The 14,542-nt window shown below is 62.7% G+C and carries 16 protein-coding genes and 3 pseudogenes; 11 read left to right on the top strand and 8 right to left on the bottom strand.

The window, feature by feature from the left end; genetic code table 11:
* Positions 1 to 38: 38 nt before the first annotated feature.
* Together G432_RS21900 and G432_RS21895 are read right to left on the bottom strand one after the other, a co-directional pair.
* Positions 39 to 800: an SDR family NAD(P)-dependent oxidoreductase gene (locus G432_RS21900; protein WP_007682039.1), complete on the bottom strand. Its 762-nt coding sequence runs from the start codon at positions 798 to 800 to the stop codon at positions 39 to 41.
* A gap of 46 nt (positions 801 to 846) precedes the next feature.
* Complete coding sequence (locus tag G432_RS21895; protein ID WP_236626961.1) at positions 847 to 1,398, bottom strand: RHO alpha subunit C-terminal catalytic domain-containing protein; 552 nt, start codon at positions 1,396 to 1,398, stop codon at positions 847 to 849.
* Here G432_RS21895 and G432_RS21890 point away from each other — a divergent pair.
* Genes G432_RS21890 through G432_RS21875 form a run of 5 tightly spaced genes read left to right on the top strand, consistent with a single transcriptional unit; the run spans position 1,375 to position 4,243 of the window.
* Positions 1,375 to 2,139, top strand: a complete 765-nt coding sequence (locus G432_RS21890) for an IS6-like element IS6100 family transposase (RefSeq protein ID WP_001389365.1) — start codon at positions 1,375 to 1,377, stop codon at positions 2,137 to 2,139. The genes G432_RS21895 and G432_RS21890 overlap by 24 nt on opposite strands.
* Before the next feature lie 41 nt (positions 2,140 to 2,180).
* Complete coding sequence (locus tag G432_RS23880; RefSeq protein WP_015460625.1) at positions 2,181 to 2,381, top strand: TonB-dependent receptor-like protein; 201 nt, start codon at positions 2,181 to 2,183, stop codon at positions 2,379 to 2,381.
* Between the two features lie 39 nt (positions 2,382 to 2,420).
* A complete protein-coding gene (gene linC, locus G432_RS21885) occupies positions 2,421 to 3,173 on the top strand; it encodes a 2,5-dichloro-2,5-cyclohexadiene-1,4-diol dehydrogenase LinC (RefSeq protein WP_013039118.1) in 753 nt (250 codons plus the stop codon).
* A 21-nt stretch (positions 3,174 to 3,194) separates the two neighbouring features.
* Positions 3,195 to 3,881, top strand: coding sequence for an EthD domain-containing protein (locus G432_RS21880; RefSeq protein ID WP_007682394.1), 687 nt, complete (start codon positions 3,195 to 3,197; stop codon positions 3,879 to 3,881).
* Positions 3,881 to 4,243: a hypothetical protein gene (locus G432_RS21875; protein ID WP_007682395.1), complete on the top strand. Its 363-nt coding sequence runs from the start codon at positions 3,881 to 3,883 to the stop codon at positions 4,241 to 4,243. The genes G432_RS21880 and G432_RS21875 overlap by 1 nt, the downstream gene beginning before the upstream one ends.
* 97 nt (positions 4,244 to 4,340) lie before the next feature.
* Here G432_RS21875 and G432_RS21870 read toward each other — a convergent pair whose 3' ends face one another.
* Positions 4,341 to 5,105, bottom strand: a complete 765-nt coding sequence (locus tag G432_RS21870) for an IS6-like element IS6100 family transposase (protein WP_001389365.1) — start codon at positions 5,103 to 5,105, stop codon at positions 4,341 to 4,343.
* 54 nt (positions 5,106 to 5,159) lie between these two features.
* On the opposite strand from G432_RS21870, the pseudogene G432_RS21865 reads away from it, so the two are divergent.
* Positions 5,160 to 5,696: pseudogene (locus G432_RS21865) on the top strand (iron-containing alcohol dehydrogenase); the annotation flags it as partial.
* A gap of 111 nt (positions 5,697 to 5,807) precedes the next feature.
* Here G432_RS21865 and G432_RS21860 read toward each other — a convergent pair.
* Positions 5,808 to 6,425 (bottom strand): alpha/beta hydrolase, encoded by a 618-nt coding sequence (locus G432_RS21860; protein ID WP_013054035.1) that lies wholly within the window; start codon positions 6,423 to 6,425, stop codon positions 5,808 to 5,810.
* Between the two features lie 965 nt (positions 6,426 to 7,390).
* On the opposite strand from G432_RS21860, the gene G432_RS21850 reads away from it, so the two are divergent.
* Positions 7,391 to 7,768, top strand: coding sequence for a glutathione S-transferase N-terminal domain-containing protein (locus tag G432_RS21850; protein WP_015460613.1), 378 nt, complete (start codon positions 7,391 to 7,393; stop codon positions 7,766 to 7,768).
* Here the strand turns inward: G432_RS21850 and G432_RS21845 are convergent.
* From G432_RS21845 to G432_RS21835, 3 genes and pseudogenes are all read right to left on the bottom strand, one after another.
* Positions 7,740 to 8,504: an IS6-like element IS6100 family transposase gene (locus tag G432_RS21845; RefSeq protein ID WP_001389365.1), complete on the bottom strand. Its 765-nt coding sequence runs from the start codon at positions 8,502 to 8,504 to the stop codon at positions 7,740 to 7,742. The two genes, G432_RS21850 and G432_RS21845, sit on opposite strands and share 29 nt — an antisense overlap.
* 66 nt (positions 8,505 to 8,570) lie before the next feature.
* A pseudogene (locus G432_RS21840) lies at positions 8,571 to 10,115 on the bottom strand (IS481 family transposase); the annotation flags it as partial.
* Complete coding sequence (locus tag G432_RS21835; protein ID WP_007685993.1) at positions 10,108 to 10,704, bottom strand: recombinase family protein; 597 nt, start codon at positions 10,702 to 10,704, stop codon at positions 10,108 to 10,110. The gene G432_RS21835 and the pseudogene G432_RS21840, both read right to left, overlap by 8 nt.
* A gap of 165 nt (positions 10,705 to 10,869) precedes the next feature.
* Here G432_RS21835 and G432_RS21830 point away from each other — a divergent pair, with 165 nt between their 5' ends.
* From G432_RS21830 to G432_RS21820, 4 genes and pseudogenes are all read left to right on the top strand, one after another.
* A complete protein-coding gene (locus tag G432_RS21830) occupies positions 10,870 to 11,562 on the top strand; it encodes a hypothetical protein (protein ID WP_007685994.1) in 693 nt (230 codons plus the stop codon).
* A 755-nt stretch (positions 11,563 to 12,317) separates the two neighbouring features.
* A pseudogene (locus G432_RS24235) lies at positions 12,318 to 12,451 on the top strand (transcription elongation protein SprT); the annotation flags it as partial.
* A gap of 80 nt (positions 12,452 to 12,531) precedes the next feature.
* On the top strand, positions 12,532 to 13,167 hold the full coding sequence (locus tag G432_RS21825) for an AAA family ATPase (RefSeq protein WP_015460616.1): 636 nt from the start codon (positions 12,532 to 12,534) through the stop codon (positions 13,165 to 13,167).
* Positions 13,168 to 13,192: 25 nt separating this feature from the next.
* Positions 13,193 to 13,474 (top strand): hypothetical protein, encoded by a 282-nt coding sequence (locus G432_RS21820; RefSeq protein WP_015460617.1) that lies wholly within the window; start codon positions 13,193 to 13,195, stop codon positions 13,472 to 13,474.
* A 56-nt stretch (positions 13,475 to 13,530) separates the two neighbouring features.
* Here G432_RS21820 and G432_RS21815 read toward each other — a convergent pair whose 3' ends face one another.
* Positions 13,531 to 14,442: a replication initiation protein gene (locus G432_RS21815; RefSeq protein WP_015460618.1), complete on the bottom strand. Its 912-nt coding sequence runs from the start codon at positions 14,440 to 14,442 to the stop codon at positions 13,531 to 13,533.
* Between the last annotated feature and the right edge of the window lie 100 nt (positions 14,443 to 14,542).

Here is a 14,542-nt window from a genome sequence, read left to right as displayed (position 1 = left end):
ATTGCGCTCATAGTCCGGTTCCCAACGGTTCTGGCAGTTCAGATTGCGGTGTAGCCGCCATCGGCAGCAATGGCGGCGCCGGTGACGAACGAAGAGGCATCCGACAGCAACCAGGCTGCCGTTTCGCCGATCTCCGCCGGTTCGCCATATCGACCGATCGGGTGGGCGGTTTTCAGGAATTCCGCGTGCGAAGGCTCGTTCTCGATCACCGACATCAGCATCGGAGTGCGGATAGCGCCCGGTAGAACTGCGTTCACGCGGATTCCCTGTTGCCCGTAATCGACGGCAGCGATCCGCGTCAGCCCGATAACGGCATGTTTGGCTGCGATGTACTCGCCATGTGCGGGGATCGCGACGGTGCCGCCAACCGACGCCGTGTTCACGATCGAACCGCCGCTCCCCGCTTTCAGCATCGCTGCGATCTGATGTTTCATGCAATGAAAAACGCCGAGCACGTTGATATCCAGGGATCGTTGGAAATCGGCGCTCGTCAGTTGATGAAGCGGCACGTTGACCGGCGGCAGCCCCGCATTGTTGAATGCGCCATCAAGGCGACCGAATTCGGTGATGGCGAGTTCCACGGTCGACCACGCGTTGTCCTCGATACTGACGTCGCAATGGCTGTAGACGGCGTTGCCACCTTCCGCGCGTATCAGTCTGACCGTTTCCTCGGCTGCGGCTTCGACGATATCGGCGACAACCACATTCGCGCCCCGACGGGCAAGAATAAGGGCGGCAGCGCGGCCGATACTGCCGCCTGCGCCCGTCACGATATAGCTGCGTTGCTCCAATCCGGACATTGAGGACCCCATTTTTGACTGACGGGCAAGTGAAGGGCGCTGCCTGTCAGATGCCCAGCGCTTCGCGCACGGTCCTGGCGTTCACCCAGCGATCGACGTGGTGAAGGTTGTGGCGGATCTGTACTTCGCCATCCTGCAACTGCATCGTATCGTATGCGCCGGCCTCGATGCCGCGCTGGGTGCGTTCGGTGTTCGTCACGTCCTCCAGCAGGATTTCCGCGATGCGCGTGATATAGAGTTCCTGTTGCAGCTTTTCCCGCCCGGTCAGTGGCTTGGGTACATGAAACTCGGCTTCCCACCGCGTGCGATTGACGCTGATCGGCCAGAACCTGTGCGACCAGAAACCGCCGGGCGAAAGGTTTATGTGCAGCGTGGGAAAAGCGACGGCGATGTCCAGCGCCCAGTGTTTCGATTGCTTGGGATTGATCGCGGGATGATCGAGATACTCGGTCATCCCCGCCGTTTCCGCGGCACCCAGCACGTTGCCGGTATCGCGGTTCGCATAGGCCATCTGGCTCTGTTGCAAAAATCGTGAAGCTTGAGCATGCTTGGCGGAGATTGGACGGACGGAACGATGACGGATTTCAAGTGGCGCCATTTCCAGGGTGATGTGATCCTGTGGGCGGTGCGCTGGTATTGTCGCTATCCGATCAGCTATCGCGACCTTGAGGAAATGCTGGCGGAACGCGGCATTTCGGTCGACCATACGACGATCTATCGCTGGGTCCAGTGCTACGCCCCGGAGATGGAGAAGCGGCTGCGCTGGTTCTGGCGGCGTGGCTTTGATCCGAGCTGGCGCCTGGATGAAACCTACGTCAAGGTGCGGGGCAAGTGGACCTACCTGTACCGGGCAGTCGACAAGCGGGGCGACACGATCGATTTCTACCTGTCGCCGACCCGCAGCGCCAAGGCAGCGAAGCGGTTCCTGGGCAAGGCCCTGCGAGGCCTGAAGCACTGGGAAAAGCCTGCCACGCTCAATACCGACAAAGCGCCGAGCTATGGTGCAGCGATCACCGAATTGAAGCGCGAAGGAAAGCTGGACCGGGAGACGGCCCACCGGCAGGTGAAGTATCTCAATAACGTGATCGAGGCCGATCACGGAAAGCTCAAGATACTGATCAAGCCGGTGCGCGGTTTCAAATCGATCCCCACGGCCTATGCCACGATCAAGGGATTCGAAGTCATGCGAGCCCTGCGCAAAGGACAGGCTCGCCCCTGGTGCCTGCAGCCCGGCATCAGGGGCGAGGTGCGCCTTGTGGAGAGAGCTTTTGGCATTGGGCCCTCGGCGCTGACGGAGGCCATGGGCATGCTCAACCACCATTTCGCAGCAGCCGCCTGATCGGCGCAGAGCGACAGCCTACCTCTGACTGCCGCCAATCTTTGCAACAGAGCCGCCGCACGCTCGTTTCCGCGCGGCTTGGCGTGGAAGCGCCTGATGGCCGCTGGGCGGTCTTCGGCTGGGGTCGCAATATCTTCAACAAGTATTACTGGACAAACACGATCCAGACTTACGATACCGTTGTTCGCTACGCTGGTCGACCCGCCGAATATGGCTTGACCGTGCGCTTCAAGTTCCAGTAATGAAACCGGAACGCCGATAAGAAACTGTTGGAGGGATAGATGTCTGATTTGAGCGGCAAGACGATAATCGTGACGGGTGGTGGCAGCGGCATCGGGCGCGCCACCGTGGAATTGCTGGTGGCCAGTGGTGCCAACGTCGCGGTGGCGGACATCAACGACGAGGCCGGTGAGGCGGTCGTCGCTGCGTCTGGCGGGAAGGCCGCCTATTTCCGGTGCGACATCGCACAGGAAGAGGACGTGAAGGCACTTGTCGCGCAGACTCTGGCGGCGTTCGGCGGGCTTGACGGCGCGTTCAACAATGCGGCGATCCCGCAGGCCGGACTGCCGCTTGCCGAAGTGTCGCTCGAACGGTTTCGGCAGAGCATGGATATCAATGTAACCGGCACGTTCCTGTGCATGAAGTACCAGATCCTTGCGATGATCGAGCGCGGGACGAAGGGATCGATCGTCAACACCGCATCCGCCGCTGGCGTGGTCGGCGTGCCGATGCACGGCGAATATGTCGGCGCGAAGCATGCGGTGGTCGGGCTGACCCGCGTGGCGGCGGCAGACTATGGCAAGCACGGCATTCGCGTGAACGCGCTTGTGCCCGGCGCGGTGCGCACGCCTATGCTGCAGCGCGCGATGGACAATGATGCGGGCCTTGAGCCCTATCTGAACTCGATCCACCCGATCGGCCGTTTCAGCGAACCGCACGAGCAGGCCCAGGCCGCCGTATGGTTGCTGTCCGACGCGGCTTCGTTCGTCACCGGCTCCTGCCTTGCAGCAGACGGCGGCTTTACCGCGATCTGATCATTTTACGGAGCAGCCTCCATGCACAGCATCAAGATACTCGCGACGATCCCGCGCCGGAAGGACATTTCGGAACAGCAGTTCCACGATCACTGGCGCCATCCGCACGGCACACTCAGCAAGAAGATCGCGTGCCTGCGCGGCTATGTGCAATCGCACCGGATCGTCTCTCCGCTGCTGCCTGATACACAGCTGGCCTACGACGGCATTACCGAGCTGTGGTATGACAGTCTCGACGATGCGCTCAACATGGGCAAAGATCCCGCGCATCGCAAATACAACATCCCCGACGAACCGCTGTTCGTCGACATGGACGGACTGAAGTTCACCTTCTTCGAGGAGGACATTATCCGCTCGCGACCGGCGGTGGACGATCCCGATGATGCGGCCGTGCAGTGGTCGCCCACCGAATGGTCGGTAAGCGTCAAGATCCTGCAACTGGTCAAGGCGGATGGCAATCCGGCCTGGGCAGGCGATCAGGACAAGGCGCTGGGCGATCGCATCGGCGCGTTTCGGCATGTCCGCTCGTTCGCGATAGACGCGGTGCACAAGGGCACCTCGCCGTTCATCGGCGCGCGCGAACTGTGGTGGCCGACGCTATCCGATTTCGAACGCGGCGTGGCGGGTGATCGCGCGGCGTTCGATGCGCTCCTGGCACAGGCCGGCCAGCATTACACGATGCTGGCATCGGCCGAGCGGGTGATCTGATGCCGGCCCCCGCGCTCGACGAGGAGCCCGTGCTGCCCCCCGGCTTCGAGGATCTTCTCGAATTCGTGCCGCACTGGATCGGCGAGACGGCGCAGGAACGATGGGATATCCGGGCGCGCGCGACTATGGCGGAGATAACCCGCTTCTACGATGTGCTGCTCTCCCGTTCGGAAGCCATCCTCGACCATGTCGAGACCTTTCCGCTCGACGCGATGCCGGCGCCGACGCTGCGCCTGTTCAGGCTACAGCTGGCGCTGGCTCACGCGGCGATGTCCGTAGAATTGCACAAGCAGCCGCGCGCGCACAATTCGCCCTATCCGCACCAGGTCCGCATCCTGCGGACGGCAGAGCCAACGCTGTAAAGGAGTTCGTCGCATGAACGAGATGACCGAGCTTGCCAGCATCGGCTCTGTTGCAAAGATTGGCGGCAGTCAGAGGTAGGCTGTCGCTCTGCGCCGATCAGGCGGCTGCTGCGAAATGGTGGTTGAGCATGCCCATGGCCTCCGTCAGCGCCGAGGGCCCAATGCCAAAAGCTCTCTCCACAAGGCGCACCTCGCCCCTGATGCCGGGCTGCAGGCACCAGGGGCGAGCCTGTCCTTTGCGCAGGGCTCGCATGACTTCGAATCCCTTGATCGTGGCATAGGCCGTGGGGATCGATTTGAAACCGCGCACCGGCTTGATCAGTATCTTGAGCTTTCCGTGATCGGCCTCGATCACGTTATTGAGATACTTCACCTGCCGGTGGGCCGTCTCCCGGTCCAGCTTTCCTTCGCGCTTCAATTCGGTGATCGCTGCACCATAGCTCGGCGCTTTGTCGGTATTGAGCGTGGCAGGCTTTTCCCAGTGCTTCAGGCCTCGCAGGGCCTTGCCCAGGAACCGCTTCGCTGCCTTGGCGCTGCGGGTCGGCGACAGGTAGAAATCGATCGTGTCGCCCCGCTTGTCGACTGCCCGGTACAGGTAGGTCCACTTGCCCCGCACCTTGACGTAGGTTTCATCCAGGCGCCAGCTCGGATCAAAGCCACGCCGCCAGAACCAGCGCAGCCGCTTCTCCATCTCCGGGGCGTAGCACTGGACCCAGCGATAGATCGTCGTATGGTCGACCGAAATGCCGCGTTCCGCCAGCATTTCCTCAAGGTCGCGATAGCTGATCGGATAGCGACAATACCAGCGCACCGCCCACAGGATCACATCACCCTGGAAATGGCGCCACTTGAAATCCGTCATCGTTCCGTCCGTCCAATCTCCGCCAAGCATGCTCAAGCTTCACGATTTTTGCAACAGAGCCTTTACGCCTTCGACGGCAATCCCATCGTCTCCCTGATGGCGGAGGAAAGCATCAGGGCGCTCGCCAGGAGCCTGCCGCTGATCAAGGCCGATCCCACCGATGCGAAGGCGCGGGGCGACGCGCTCTATGGCTGCTGGCTCGCCGGCAGCGTCCTGGGCGCGGCGAGCGTCGCGCTGCACCACAAGCTCTGCCACACGCTGGGCGGCACCTTCGACATGCCGCATGCGCAGACCCACACCGCCGTGCTGCCCCATGCGATCGCCTATAATGCGCCGTCGGTGCCGGAGGCGATGGAACGGGCTAGCCGCGCACTAGGCGGCGGCGACCCCGCGACCAAGCTGTACGAACTGGCGGTGGGCCTGGGCGCGGAAATGTCGCTGGCGAAGCTCGGCATGCCCAAGGACGGCATCGCGAAGGCCGCCGCGCTGGCGGTCGCCAACCCCTATCCCAACCCCCGTCCGATCACGGAGGAGGGCATCGTGCAGCTTCTGAGCCGCGCGGTGGAGGGGCTTCCGCCGATCACCGCATAAGCAAAGGCCTGATCCTGGAACAGTGCCGGCCGCATCCGATCATTTCCGGATGCGGCCGGTTCTCGATCATCCGGCGCTCCCGTTCGGCCATGGCCAAGGACGGGACGAAATTCAGCGGCTTTCCGCGCCGAGCCAGCCCTGCACCGCCGCCTTGATCGGCAACGGCAGTTCATGCCCGCCTTCATAAGGGATGAAAGTCGCCCGCGCGCCGCTGGGGCCGGAGAGATAGGCTTCCGCCTGCTCGAACTTGTGGCGCGGGATCACATCGTCGAATTGGCCCCGGCAGAAGAGGACCGGCTTGTCGAGCAGGCCGTTGTCCGGCAGGTCGCCGTCCTCCACCGCGAAGCAGCCGCCGATCATGATGAGGCCGCTATAGGCCCCCGGATTGCTGAGCAGAAGACTGGCGGCCATCGCGGCGCCGTTGCTGAAACCGCATAGCCAGGGCCGTTGGCGGCCGGTATCTGCGGCGATCCAGTCGCCGACCTTCGACGTTTCGCCCGACAGGCTGGAGGGCAGGGCGACGCCGATCCCGGCATTTTCGAACCAGGCGAACCCCGGCCCCTGGGGAAGCGGCCCGCGATAGGAGCGAACATTCGCGCGGCCGAAAAGGGGCAGCGCGAACCCCGCTTCCCTTTCGGTGCTGCCGCGGCCGTGAAGATATACGATGTCGCGGCCGGACGGAATGTCGGGATTGTCGTATCGCATGACGATGGCATTGTCTCGAGACATGTTCGCTTCCAATTCCTGGCGATGCGAAGCCGAAGCGGCGTCCGGTCCGACGGCGTCGGCCCGGCTGCTCCGGCTTCCTGTTTTAGCGGGCTTTCCGGTCGGCGGATATTCCGCCTGCCGGGAAATGCTCAAGGCGACCATAGCATGCGATGGCTGCTTTCAAAGCGCGGTCGCTCAATCCCCATGACCGATTTGTGGGCAGTTGGCCCCGTTTCGATCAAATCCGTATCGCGAATATTCCTAATTCATTTGCAGCAATTTCCTCCGCAGGCGAAAGCTGCGATCCTTTCCGGACGGCCCGATAAGCATAATAATCACCGACGTGCCGGATAAGACAGGCGCTGATCCATAACAGCGCATGGAGAGGATATTCCTATGCTTCGATCTCCGGGCAATGCGCGGCGCGTCCGTCGCAATCCGCTCCCGGCCTCGACGTCCGCTGGCCCGCTCGCTGCGTGTCCGGCCCATGCGCAACATGGTCCAGGGGGAAACCCCGCCGCCTGTTTTCCGGAACGGCGGGAATGGCCCGATGAACTGCGCGGGCAGGCAAGTTGCGACCGTGCACCGGCTGGAATTCGTCAGTAGGGGAAGATCGAATGCCTAATGGAATGCGCTGTTTGGATCCCTCGATCGCCGATCGGATCACATCATTGTCGACGATGAGAAATAATGAGGAGATATTCGAAACATTCGGCTTCAGCTATAACACGCTGAGAAAAGTCTCGAACGGCATGCCGCTTCGCAGGTCACTTGCGGATCGGATTGAGGAACGTGCCAGAAAGGTTTTCGAAGCCGATGGATTTTTGAACATTTCGGCCTGATCGCATCGGATGGAATGCTCCGGCCTGTCGTTTCGGAGCGTTTTCCGACCGGGCGGATGATTGCTTCCGTTCGGGGCGACGCTCCGGTGCCGAACATATGCATTAAGCCATTTTTTGCCCAGTCCGCAGGAGAATTGCAGGGACATGTTGAAGCTCTACTACAATCCAGGTTCATGCTCATTGGCGTCCCATGCCGCATTGGAGGAAGCCGGCCTTCCTTATGAGGCGGAGCTGATCGACCTGACGCAAAACGCCCAGTTTTCAGACGCCTATCGTCAGAAAAACCCGTGGGCGCGGGTGCCCGCGCTCCAGATCGGCGATGATGTCCTGACCGAAAATATCGCCATCCTCAACCATATCGCGGAACTCGTGCCCGAAAAGGCCTTGCTGCCCACGGAAGGCCTTGCCCGCGCCCGGGCCCTGGAATGGCTCGCGCTGCGGCTCTGTTGCAAAGATTGGCGGCAGTCAGAGGTAGGCTGTCGCTCTGCGCCGATCAGGCGGCTGCTGCGAAATGGTGGTTGAGCATGCCCATGGCCTCCGTCAGCGCCGAGGGCCCAATGCCAAAAGCTCTCTCCACAAGGCGCACCTCGCCCCTGATGCCGGGCTGCAGGCACCAGGGGCGAGCCTGTCCTTTGCGCAGGGCTCGCATGACTTCGAATCCCTTGATCGTGGCATAGGCCGTGGGGATCGATTTGAAACCGCGCACCGGCTTGATCAGTATCTTGAGCTTTCCGTGATCGGCCTCGATCACGTTATTGAGATACTTCACCTGCCGGTGGGCCGTCTCCCGGTCCAGCTTTCCTTCGCGCTTCAATTCGGTGATCGCTGCACCATAGCTCGGCGCTTTGTCGGTATTGAGCGTGGCAGGCTTTTCCCAGTGCTTCAGGCCTCGCAGGGCCTTGCCCAGGAACCGCTTCGCTGCCTTGGCGCTGCGGGTCGGCGACAGGTAGAAATCGATCGTGTCGCCCCGCTTGTCGACTGCCCGGTACAGGTAGGTCCACTTGCCCCGCACCTTGACGTAGGTTTCATCCAGGCGCCAGCTCGGATCAAAGCCACGCCGCCAGAACCAGCGCAGCCGCTTCTCCATCTCCGGGGCGTAGCACTGGACCCAGCGATAGATCGTCGTATGGTCGACCGAAATGCCGCGTTCCGCCAGCATTTCCTCAAGGTCGCGATAGCTGATCGGATAGCGACAATACCAGCGCACCGCCCACAGGATCACATCACCCTGGAAATGGCGCCACTTGAAATCCGTCATCGTTCCGTCCGTCCAATCTCCGCCAAGCATGCTCAAGCTTCACGATTTTTGCAACAGAGCCGCCTCAGGCAGCGAGCCGAGCGGTCGCCGGAGCTGGTCGACGATGGCGTGGCGCGCCGCGAGCCCGGTCGGGTATGCCGTCTCGACCGCCGGCTCCGGAAAAGGTGTTTGCCGCACCGCGAGCCCTGCGGTGGAGGGCGGCAGCGACGGCAGCGGCCGGTCGCCGCCCGTCACGGTCGCGCGGGGCAGCCCCAGCTGGTCAGCGAGCCGGACCACCTTGTCGAGCCGCTCCTCGGCGCGGCTCTTCTGATACTTGCGATAGCGGTAGAGCGGCACGGCGCCGCGCGACGGCTCGTAAGGGCCATGCCGCTTGCCGTCATGCTCCACGAAGAGCTGCTGGTCGAACAGCCCCCAGAGCAGCGTCACCGTCTCGCCGGCGAGCTCGGGCTCGACCTCGTAGGAAGCGCCCTCAACCGAGACGGTCGCGTCGCCCGCAACGGTGCGCCGCTCGGGCTCACGAGCGAAGGCGCAGAACCGCTCCCATGAACACATGGCCCGCACGCCATCGCCGGGCAGGTGCCGCAGCCAGTGCTCGATCCGCGCGTGTGGCTCGGAACGATGGTCGCCGTTGTTGTAGGTGACCAGCGCACGCCGCATCCACAGATTGGCTTCCGCCTCGTCCTTGGGTTTGTGGAAGTGGTACAACGTCTCGTGCACCTCCTTCACCGTGCGGAACGGCCGCTCGACCTTGCCCTTGGCGCGGGCCGCGGTGTGCCGGTCGTCGGCCTTCGGCGGCAGATGGGTGAGGACGCGCACGCCGAGGCTGCCCATCACCGACTGGAACACGCGCGACCGGCTGACCGGGCCGTTGTCCATGTAGATCGTGACCGGCAGGCCCTGGAACGGCAGTTCGGGCTCAGGCTTGGCGGCGAAGGCGTTGAATAGAAAGCGCAGCGCGGACTCGGCATCCTCGCCATAGACGCTGCGATATTCCTGGTAGACCACGCCCGAGCAGTCATCGACGGCCGAGAACAGCATCAGCGTGGGTTTGCCGCGACCCTGCTCGATCCAGAGCGGCGCCTCGACCTGCTTGAGGTCGGACGGGCTCATGTCGAAGTGCCACAGCTCGTTGGATCGCCGCGCCTGAAAACGAACGGCTGCGTGGGGGCGGGTCACGCGGGCATAGTCCAGCCCTGATGAGCGGAGCAGCCGGTCGATGGTCGCCCGCTTCAGCAGGCCGGGTGCTACCTTGACCAGGCCCTCCGGCGTCTCGACGCCATCGGTTTCCAGGAACTCGATGGCGCGGGCGGTCGAAACGTGCCGGCCCTTCTTGTTGGTGGTCCTGATCTTCAGTGCGGCGACGATCTCGGCGTAGCGCTCCATCTCGGCCTGCGGGGCAACCCGCGTCGCACCATGGTCGGACCGGCGCACCGACTTGGGGCGGTTCAGCTCGCGCAACGCCCGGTAAAGGGTCCAGATGGAGATGCCATAGGCCTCGGCCGCACGGGCGATGATCTCGGTGCGACCGGGGTCGCGTGGGGGCAACAGCGACAACCGTCGGCGAAGATCGATCAGCGCCTCTCCAGGCGGTCGCTTCGCCCGGTCAGCCATGGGCTGTTGCAGCCTCCTTGATCGATGCACCGCTGCCGCGCTTGCCTGCATAGCGATAGAGGGTCGCGACCGACACGCCCATGCGCTTGGCGATGTCGCGCACCGGCAACGTGCCCTCCTTCATCATCGCCCGTGCCGCGGCGACGTCGCTCGGGCGCATTGCCGATGGGCGGCCACCCTTGCGACCCTGCCGGCGCGCCTCCACTAGCCCCGCGGTAGTTCGCTCGCGGATCAGGGCACGCTCGAACTGCGCGATGGCGCCGAACACGTGAAAGGTGAGCATGCCACCCGGCGTTGTCGTGTCGATGCTCTCGGTCAGCGACACCAGCCCGATCTTCTCGCGCTCCAGATCCTCGGCCGTGGCGATCAACTTCTTGAGCGAGCGGGCGAGGCGGTCGAGCTTCCAAACAACCAGCGTGTCGCCTGCGCGCAGCACGTCTTCCAGAATGCGCGCCAGTTCGGGCCGGTCATCGCGCGCGCCCGACGCCTTTTCGGTGAACACCCGCTCGCAGCCGGCCCGCCGCAGCGCATCGAGCTGGAGCTCGGGGTTCTGGTCGCTGGTGCTGACCCTGGCATAGCCGACCCGCATGAGCGTCTGATCTTCTCCAAACTCGTGCGGGGCATACCGTTTTGCGACGCGGGTTTCCAGAACAGTTTTGACAAAGTGCGGCCCGCAGATTTACGTTGCCGGCCCAGCAAGGCGATCGGCTCGTCAGAAACGGTCGTTTTGCAGAACCGCTGAGGAGCCGGGTTCATGCAGGTGCTCGATACGGTTGGCTGGGTCGGTGATGGCGACGACACCGACTTCTTCCTCGCAATCGAGCGCACCTTCGATCTGCGCCTGCGCTCGAACCTGCCTTGGACAACGTTCGGCGAGGTGCGTGACCATGTCGTCGCGCATGTCGCAGCCTACAGCGGGGGCGGCACGACATGCGCCACGCAGATGACGTTCTACAGGCTTCGACGCGCGCTCGGGCTTGGCCGGCACGTCGGGCCGGATGCGCCGTTGGCGCCGCTGATCGGTGGGAAGCTGCGCCAAGCGTTCAGCGACCTGGAAGCCGATACCGACCTCAAGATGCCGGCGACGCGAGCCGGATGGCTTGGGATTGTCAGTGGTCTCTGCTTCGCTGTCGCGGTCGCGATCCTCGCCTTCACGACGCTGGCACCTCCCCTTCGCATCTTCGCTGCTGGAGCGAGCGCCTACGCGGGGCTATGGTTACGGCACCTCGACCGCCGGCGATTACCTCGGAGGTGCGACACTATCGGCGATCTCGCCCGACTGGTCACGGAGCAGAACCGTGGCAGGCTTGCCCGCGACGGCGCGCGCCTCACCGCCCCCGAGATTTGGCGGATCATCCAGCAACTGGCCGCCGAGGAGAGCGGGATCGACCCCGATCTGATTGGGTCGGAAACGACCTTCTTCCGAGCCAAAGTGCGAGCAGCCTGATCAATGGCTTACTGGATTGCATAGATTGATGCCGAGACACGGGACATTGCGTGGCGTCGGACTGACGGCTTTGGGTGCCGTTGTCGTCGCAGGCTCTTTCGTCGCTCTCGGATTGCGACCGGATGGGATCGCCAGCTACTATCGCGATACGCTGACTCCGGCAGGGTTTGCCATTTGGTTCTGCGGCTTCGTAGCCGCCACACTCGCTCCACCCGCCATAGCTGTACTCTGCTGGTTTGGCGCCATGCGGTTCCGCTACGGGTGGCTTCTCCACATCCTGCTTGTTCCTGCCACCTACGCCGCTGTGCGAGGATCAATCGCGCTCATGCTCGCGGTAGCAAGTGAGCCGGACAGCGATGGCCCAACGAGATGGGCTACCGATCCAGCAGTGATGCTGATGGTGGTTTGCCCCATCGTGTACTTTCTGATCTTGGGTTCCACAAAGCTGCGTGAGCATCGCGCATCAGCAAATGACTGCTAATCTCGACTTTGTAGTTGGCAGATACCATGAGCGGCCCTTTGCCGTTTGCGAGCAGACGCGGATGATGGCGAGCACATTGTCGGATAGCGTGAGCAGCATAGTCGGCTCGTTGTCAGGTAATCTGGGCAGGAAAAGGCGCTGTTTGCGAGCAGAAGCTGCTACGGTTGCAAGCGCCTACATGTAGCTGAGGTCGCTGCGGCACGAGCAGTAATCAGGCCTTTGTCTCTAACTTAGCACTACTTTGGCAGAAGCGTAAGGTGATCGGCGAGTGCTGGGACATACCGTCAGGACCGCGCGCAAATGGCTTGAGCAGGCCGGAGCGCCGCTTTGCCCGATCGAGGATCACGGCCAGATGAGCCAGAGCCGCTGGACGACGACAGCGAGGATGAGGGCGACGAGGGGGAATAAGCGCCCCAATCAAATGTATATCCCTTAGCATTACAAACCATGCTACAGCGCAACCATATTGCCAGCGGAGCGAGAGCAGAATGATATTGGCAGTCGGAAACACTAAGGGCGGTGTCGGCAAGACGACCCTTGCCGTCAACCTCGCGGTGGCGCGCGCGCTTGCGGGCCGCGACCTCTTGCTGGTGGACGGCGACGAGCAGGGGACCGCCCTCACCTTTACCGAGCTGCGCGCCGATCGACTTGGGCAAGCTGGCTATACCGCCGTTGCGCTCACCGGCGCGGCGCTTCGCAGCCAGGTCCGCCAGCTCGCGGCCAAATATGACGATATTATCATTGACGTGGGCGGCCGTGATACCGGCTCGCTGCGCGCCGCGCTCACCGTGGCTGACACGTTGCTGGTGCCGGTGCAGCCGCGCAGCTTCGACGTGTGGGCGCTTGACCAGGTTGCGGCGCTGGTGGCCGAGGCGCGCGAGATCAACGAGGGCTTGCGCGCCGTCGCCGTGCTGAACGGCGCGGACGCGCAAGGGGCCGACAATGAGGCCGCCTTGGAAATGATCGGCGACATTGAGGGGATCGAGGTGCTGCCCACGTCGATAGTGCGGCGCAAGGCGTTCCCGAACGCGGCGGCCGAGGGCAGGGCGGTAGGGGAGCAATCGCCGCGTGACGCCAAGGCGATCGACGAGCTGGCCGCATTGGTCAGCGCGGTATTTGTATAGCATAATGATAGCGGAGTGAATTTCGATGGCTATCGCTCGTAAACCGAACAGCAAGCCCAAGTCGCCGATGGATGAGGCGGCGGCCGATGCCTTCATTGCCGGGGCGGCCAAGCCGAAGGCCGAGCCGATCGCGACCGAGGCCGACGAGGCGGGGCAGGGGGCCGAGCCGCGCAAGTCGCCGGTGATGCTCCGTTTCGATCGCGCGTTGCTGGCGAAGGTCGATGCAGCGGCCAAGCGGCGCGGGATCAGCCGCAGCGCATGGATACAGTTCACGGTGAGCCGTGCGCTCGATGCCGGCGAGGGGTAGGGCCGGCTAGGGCGAGGCGGCCCCGGCGCGCGAAAAGTGAGTTTTGGGGTAGGGGTTCACCTTTGGGCGGCGGGCGCGCTGAAATCCACCAGCACCGGCATTTCGGGTATATCGCCGCGCAGTTTGGCGCGGCGGACGATGCTATGTTGGTCGATCAGGTTTTGCGCGTCACGACGGCCGCTCATGGTTTTCGGGAGCCACATCATAGAAACCCGCTCGACCTTGCGCCCCTTCTTGATCGGGGTGAACTCGACCCAGAAGGGGCAGAGCTTGTTGATTTCCTCCTGGGCGACCTTGAGGCAGTATTTGTTGAAATCAGCGAACCGTTCCAACTTGCCTTCCGGCACGTTGAGCAGGCCGCGTAGCTCCGCAATCGTGAACTCTTCGCTTTGCTTATATTCGAGGCCGATACGGCGTTCGATCATTTCATAGAGGCACAGCGCGTATTTCGACTCGAAACAATACATCACTTGCGTCTTAAGTCGCGCATAGACCTCGCTGTTACGCAAAATCTCAATCAGTTCTTCGGGGATGCGGTAATGCAGGAAGCCGTCTTTTTCGAGGCTTTCGTCGCTGGAGCCGAGAAGCTGAACGCGGCGCTTGTAGCTCTTGCCGCCCTTGCGGATCGTGACGATGGCGATTGTGCCCATCAGGCGCAGCAGCGAGCTTTCTATGCGCTCGTTGCCTTGGTGCGTGCCCTTGAGCGCGGTTTTGGCGATGCGGTGAATGACCGGCTCGCTGATCCGCTCCCAGGCGTTGGCAATCAGCAGATTGTAGATTCGGCGATCGGCGAGGGTGAGGGGGGACAGCTCGACAATATCGACCAGCTCGCCGGGTTTGACGATTTCCCCGTAATTGGCGGGATCGAACGGGTTTCCGCGCCCCTTTTGCGAGAGGGTGAGGGCGGTATCATCGCCTAGGGCAATCTTTGCCTTTCCGTTATTTACAGGTGAGCTTGCGCGAGTCATGTCCTCACTTTAGCAGCAACGGTGAGCTAGGCAATTCCTAAAGCTCCCCGATGGAGGGTGGGGAGGGGATACCCCAAACCTCACCGTTGATTTGGCGGCT

Source organism: Sphingomonas sp. MM-1, assembly GCF_000347675.2.
In the GTDB taxonomy this organism is placed as follows: domain Bacteria; phylum Pseudomonadota; class Alphaproteobacteria; order Sphingomonadales; family Sphingomonadaceae; genus Sphingomonas_E; species Sphingomonas_E fennica.
Note: the sequence above shows the minus strand (reverse complement) of the source record. Positions and strands in the feature narration are given on the sequence as shown.

What these genes read in the sequence shown, in the direction of transcription:
- G432_RS21820 (WP_015460617.1), top strand. Translation starts at nt 13,193, where the DNA reads ATGGCTATCGCTCGTAAACCGAACAGCAAGCCCAAGTCGCCGATGGAT.
- G432_RS21860 (WP_013054035.1), bottom strand. Translation starts at nt 6,425, where the DNA reads ATGTCTCGAGACAATGCCATCGTCATGCGATACGACAATCCCGACATT.
- G432_RS21830 (WP_007685994.1), top strand. Translation starts at nt 10,870, where the DNA reads ATGCAGGTGCTCGATACGGTTGGCTGGGTCGGTGATGGCGACGACACC.
- G432_RS21895 (WP_236626961.1), bottom strand. Translation starts at nt 1,398, where the DNA reads ATGGCGCCACTTGAAATCCGTCATCGTTCCGTCCGTCCAATCTCCGCC.
- G432_RS21900 (WP_007682039.1), bottom strand. Translation starts at nt 800, where the DNA reads ATGTCCGGATTGGAGCAACGCAGCTATATCGTGACGGGCGCAGGCGGC.
- G432_RS21890 (WP_001389365.1), top strand. Translation starts at nt 1,375, where the DNA reads ATGACGGATTTCAAGTGGCGCCATTTCCAGGGTGATGTGATCCTGTGG.
- G432_RS21825 (WP_015460616.1), top strand. Translation starts at nt 12,532, where the DNA reads ATGATATTGGCAGTCGGAAACACTAAGGGCGGTGTCGGCAAGACGACC.
- G432_RS21875 (WP_007682395.1), top strand. Translation starts at nt 3,881, where the DNA reads ATGCCGGCCCCCGCGCTCGACGAGGAGCCCGTGCTGCCCCCCGGCTTC.
- G432_RS21850 (WP_015460613.1), top strand. Translation starts at nt 7,391, where the DNA reads ATGTTGAAGCTCTACTACAATCCAGGTTCATGCTCATTGGCGTCCCAT.
- G432_RS21815 (WP_015460618.1), bottom strand. Translation starts at nt 14,442, where the DNA reads ATGACTCGCGCAAGCTCACCTGTAAATAACGGAAAGGCAAAGATTGCC.
- G432_RS21845 (WP_001389365.1), bottom strand. Translation starts at nt 8,504, where the DNA reads ATGACGGATTTCAAGTGGCGCCATTTCCAGGGTGATGTGATCCTGTGG.
- G432_RS21870 (WP_001389365.1), bottom strand. Translation starts at nt 5,105, where the DNA reads ATGACGGATTTCAAGTGGCGCCATTTCCAGGGTGATGTGATCCTGTGG.
- G432_RS21880 (WP_007682394.1), top strand. Translation starts at nt 3,195, where the DNA reads ATGCACAGCATCAAGATACTCGCGACGATCCCGCGCCGGAAGGACATT.
- linC (WP_013039118.1), top strand. Translation starts at nt 2,421, where the DNA reads ATGTCTGATTTGAGCGGCAAGACGATAATCGTGACGGGTGGTGGCAGC.
- G432_RS21835 (WP_007685993.1), bottom strand. Translation starts at nt 10,704, where the DNA reads ATGCGGGTCGGCTATGCCAGGGTCAGCACCAGCGACCAGAACCCCGAG.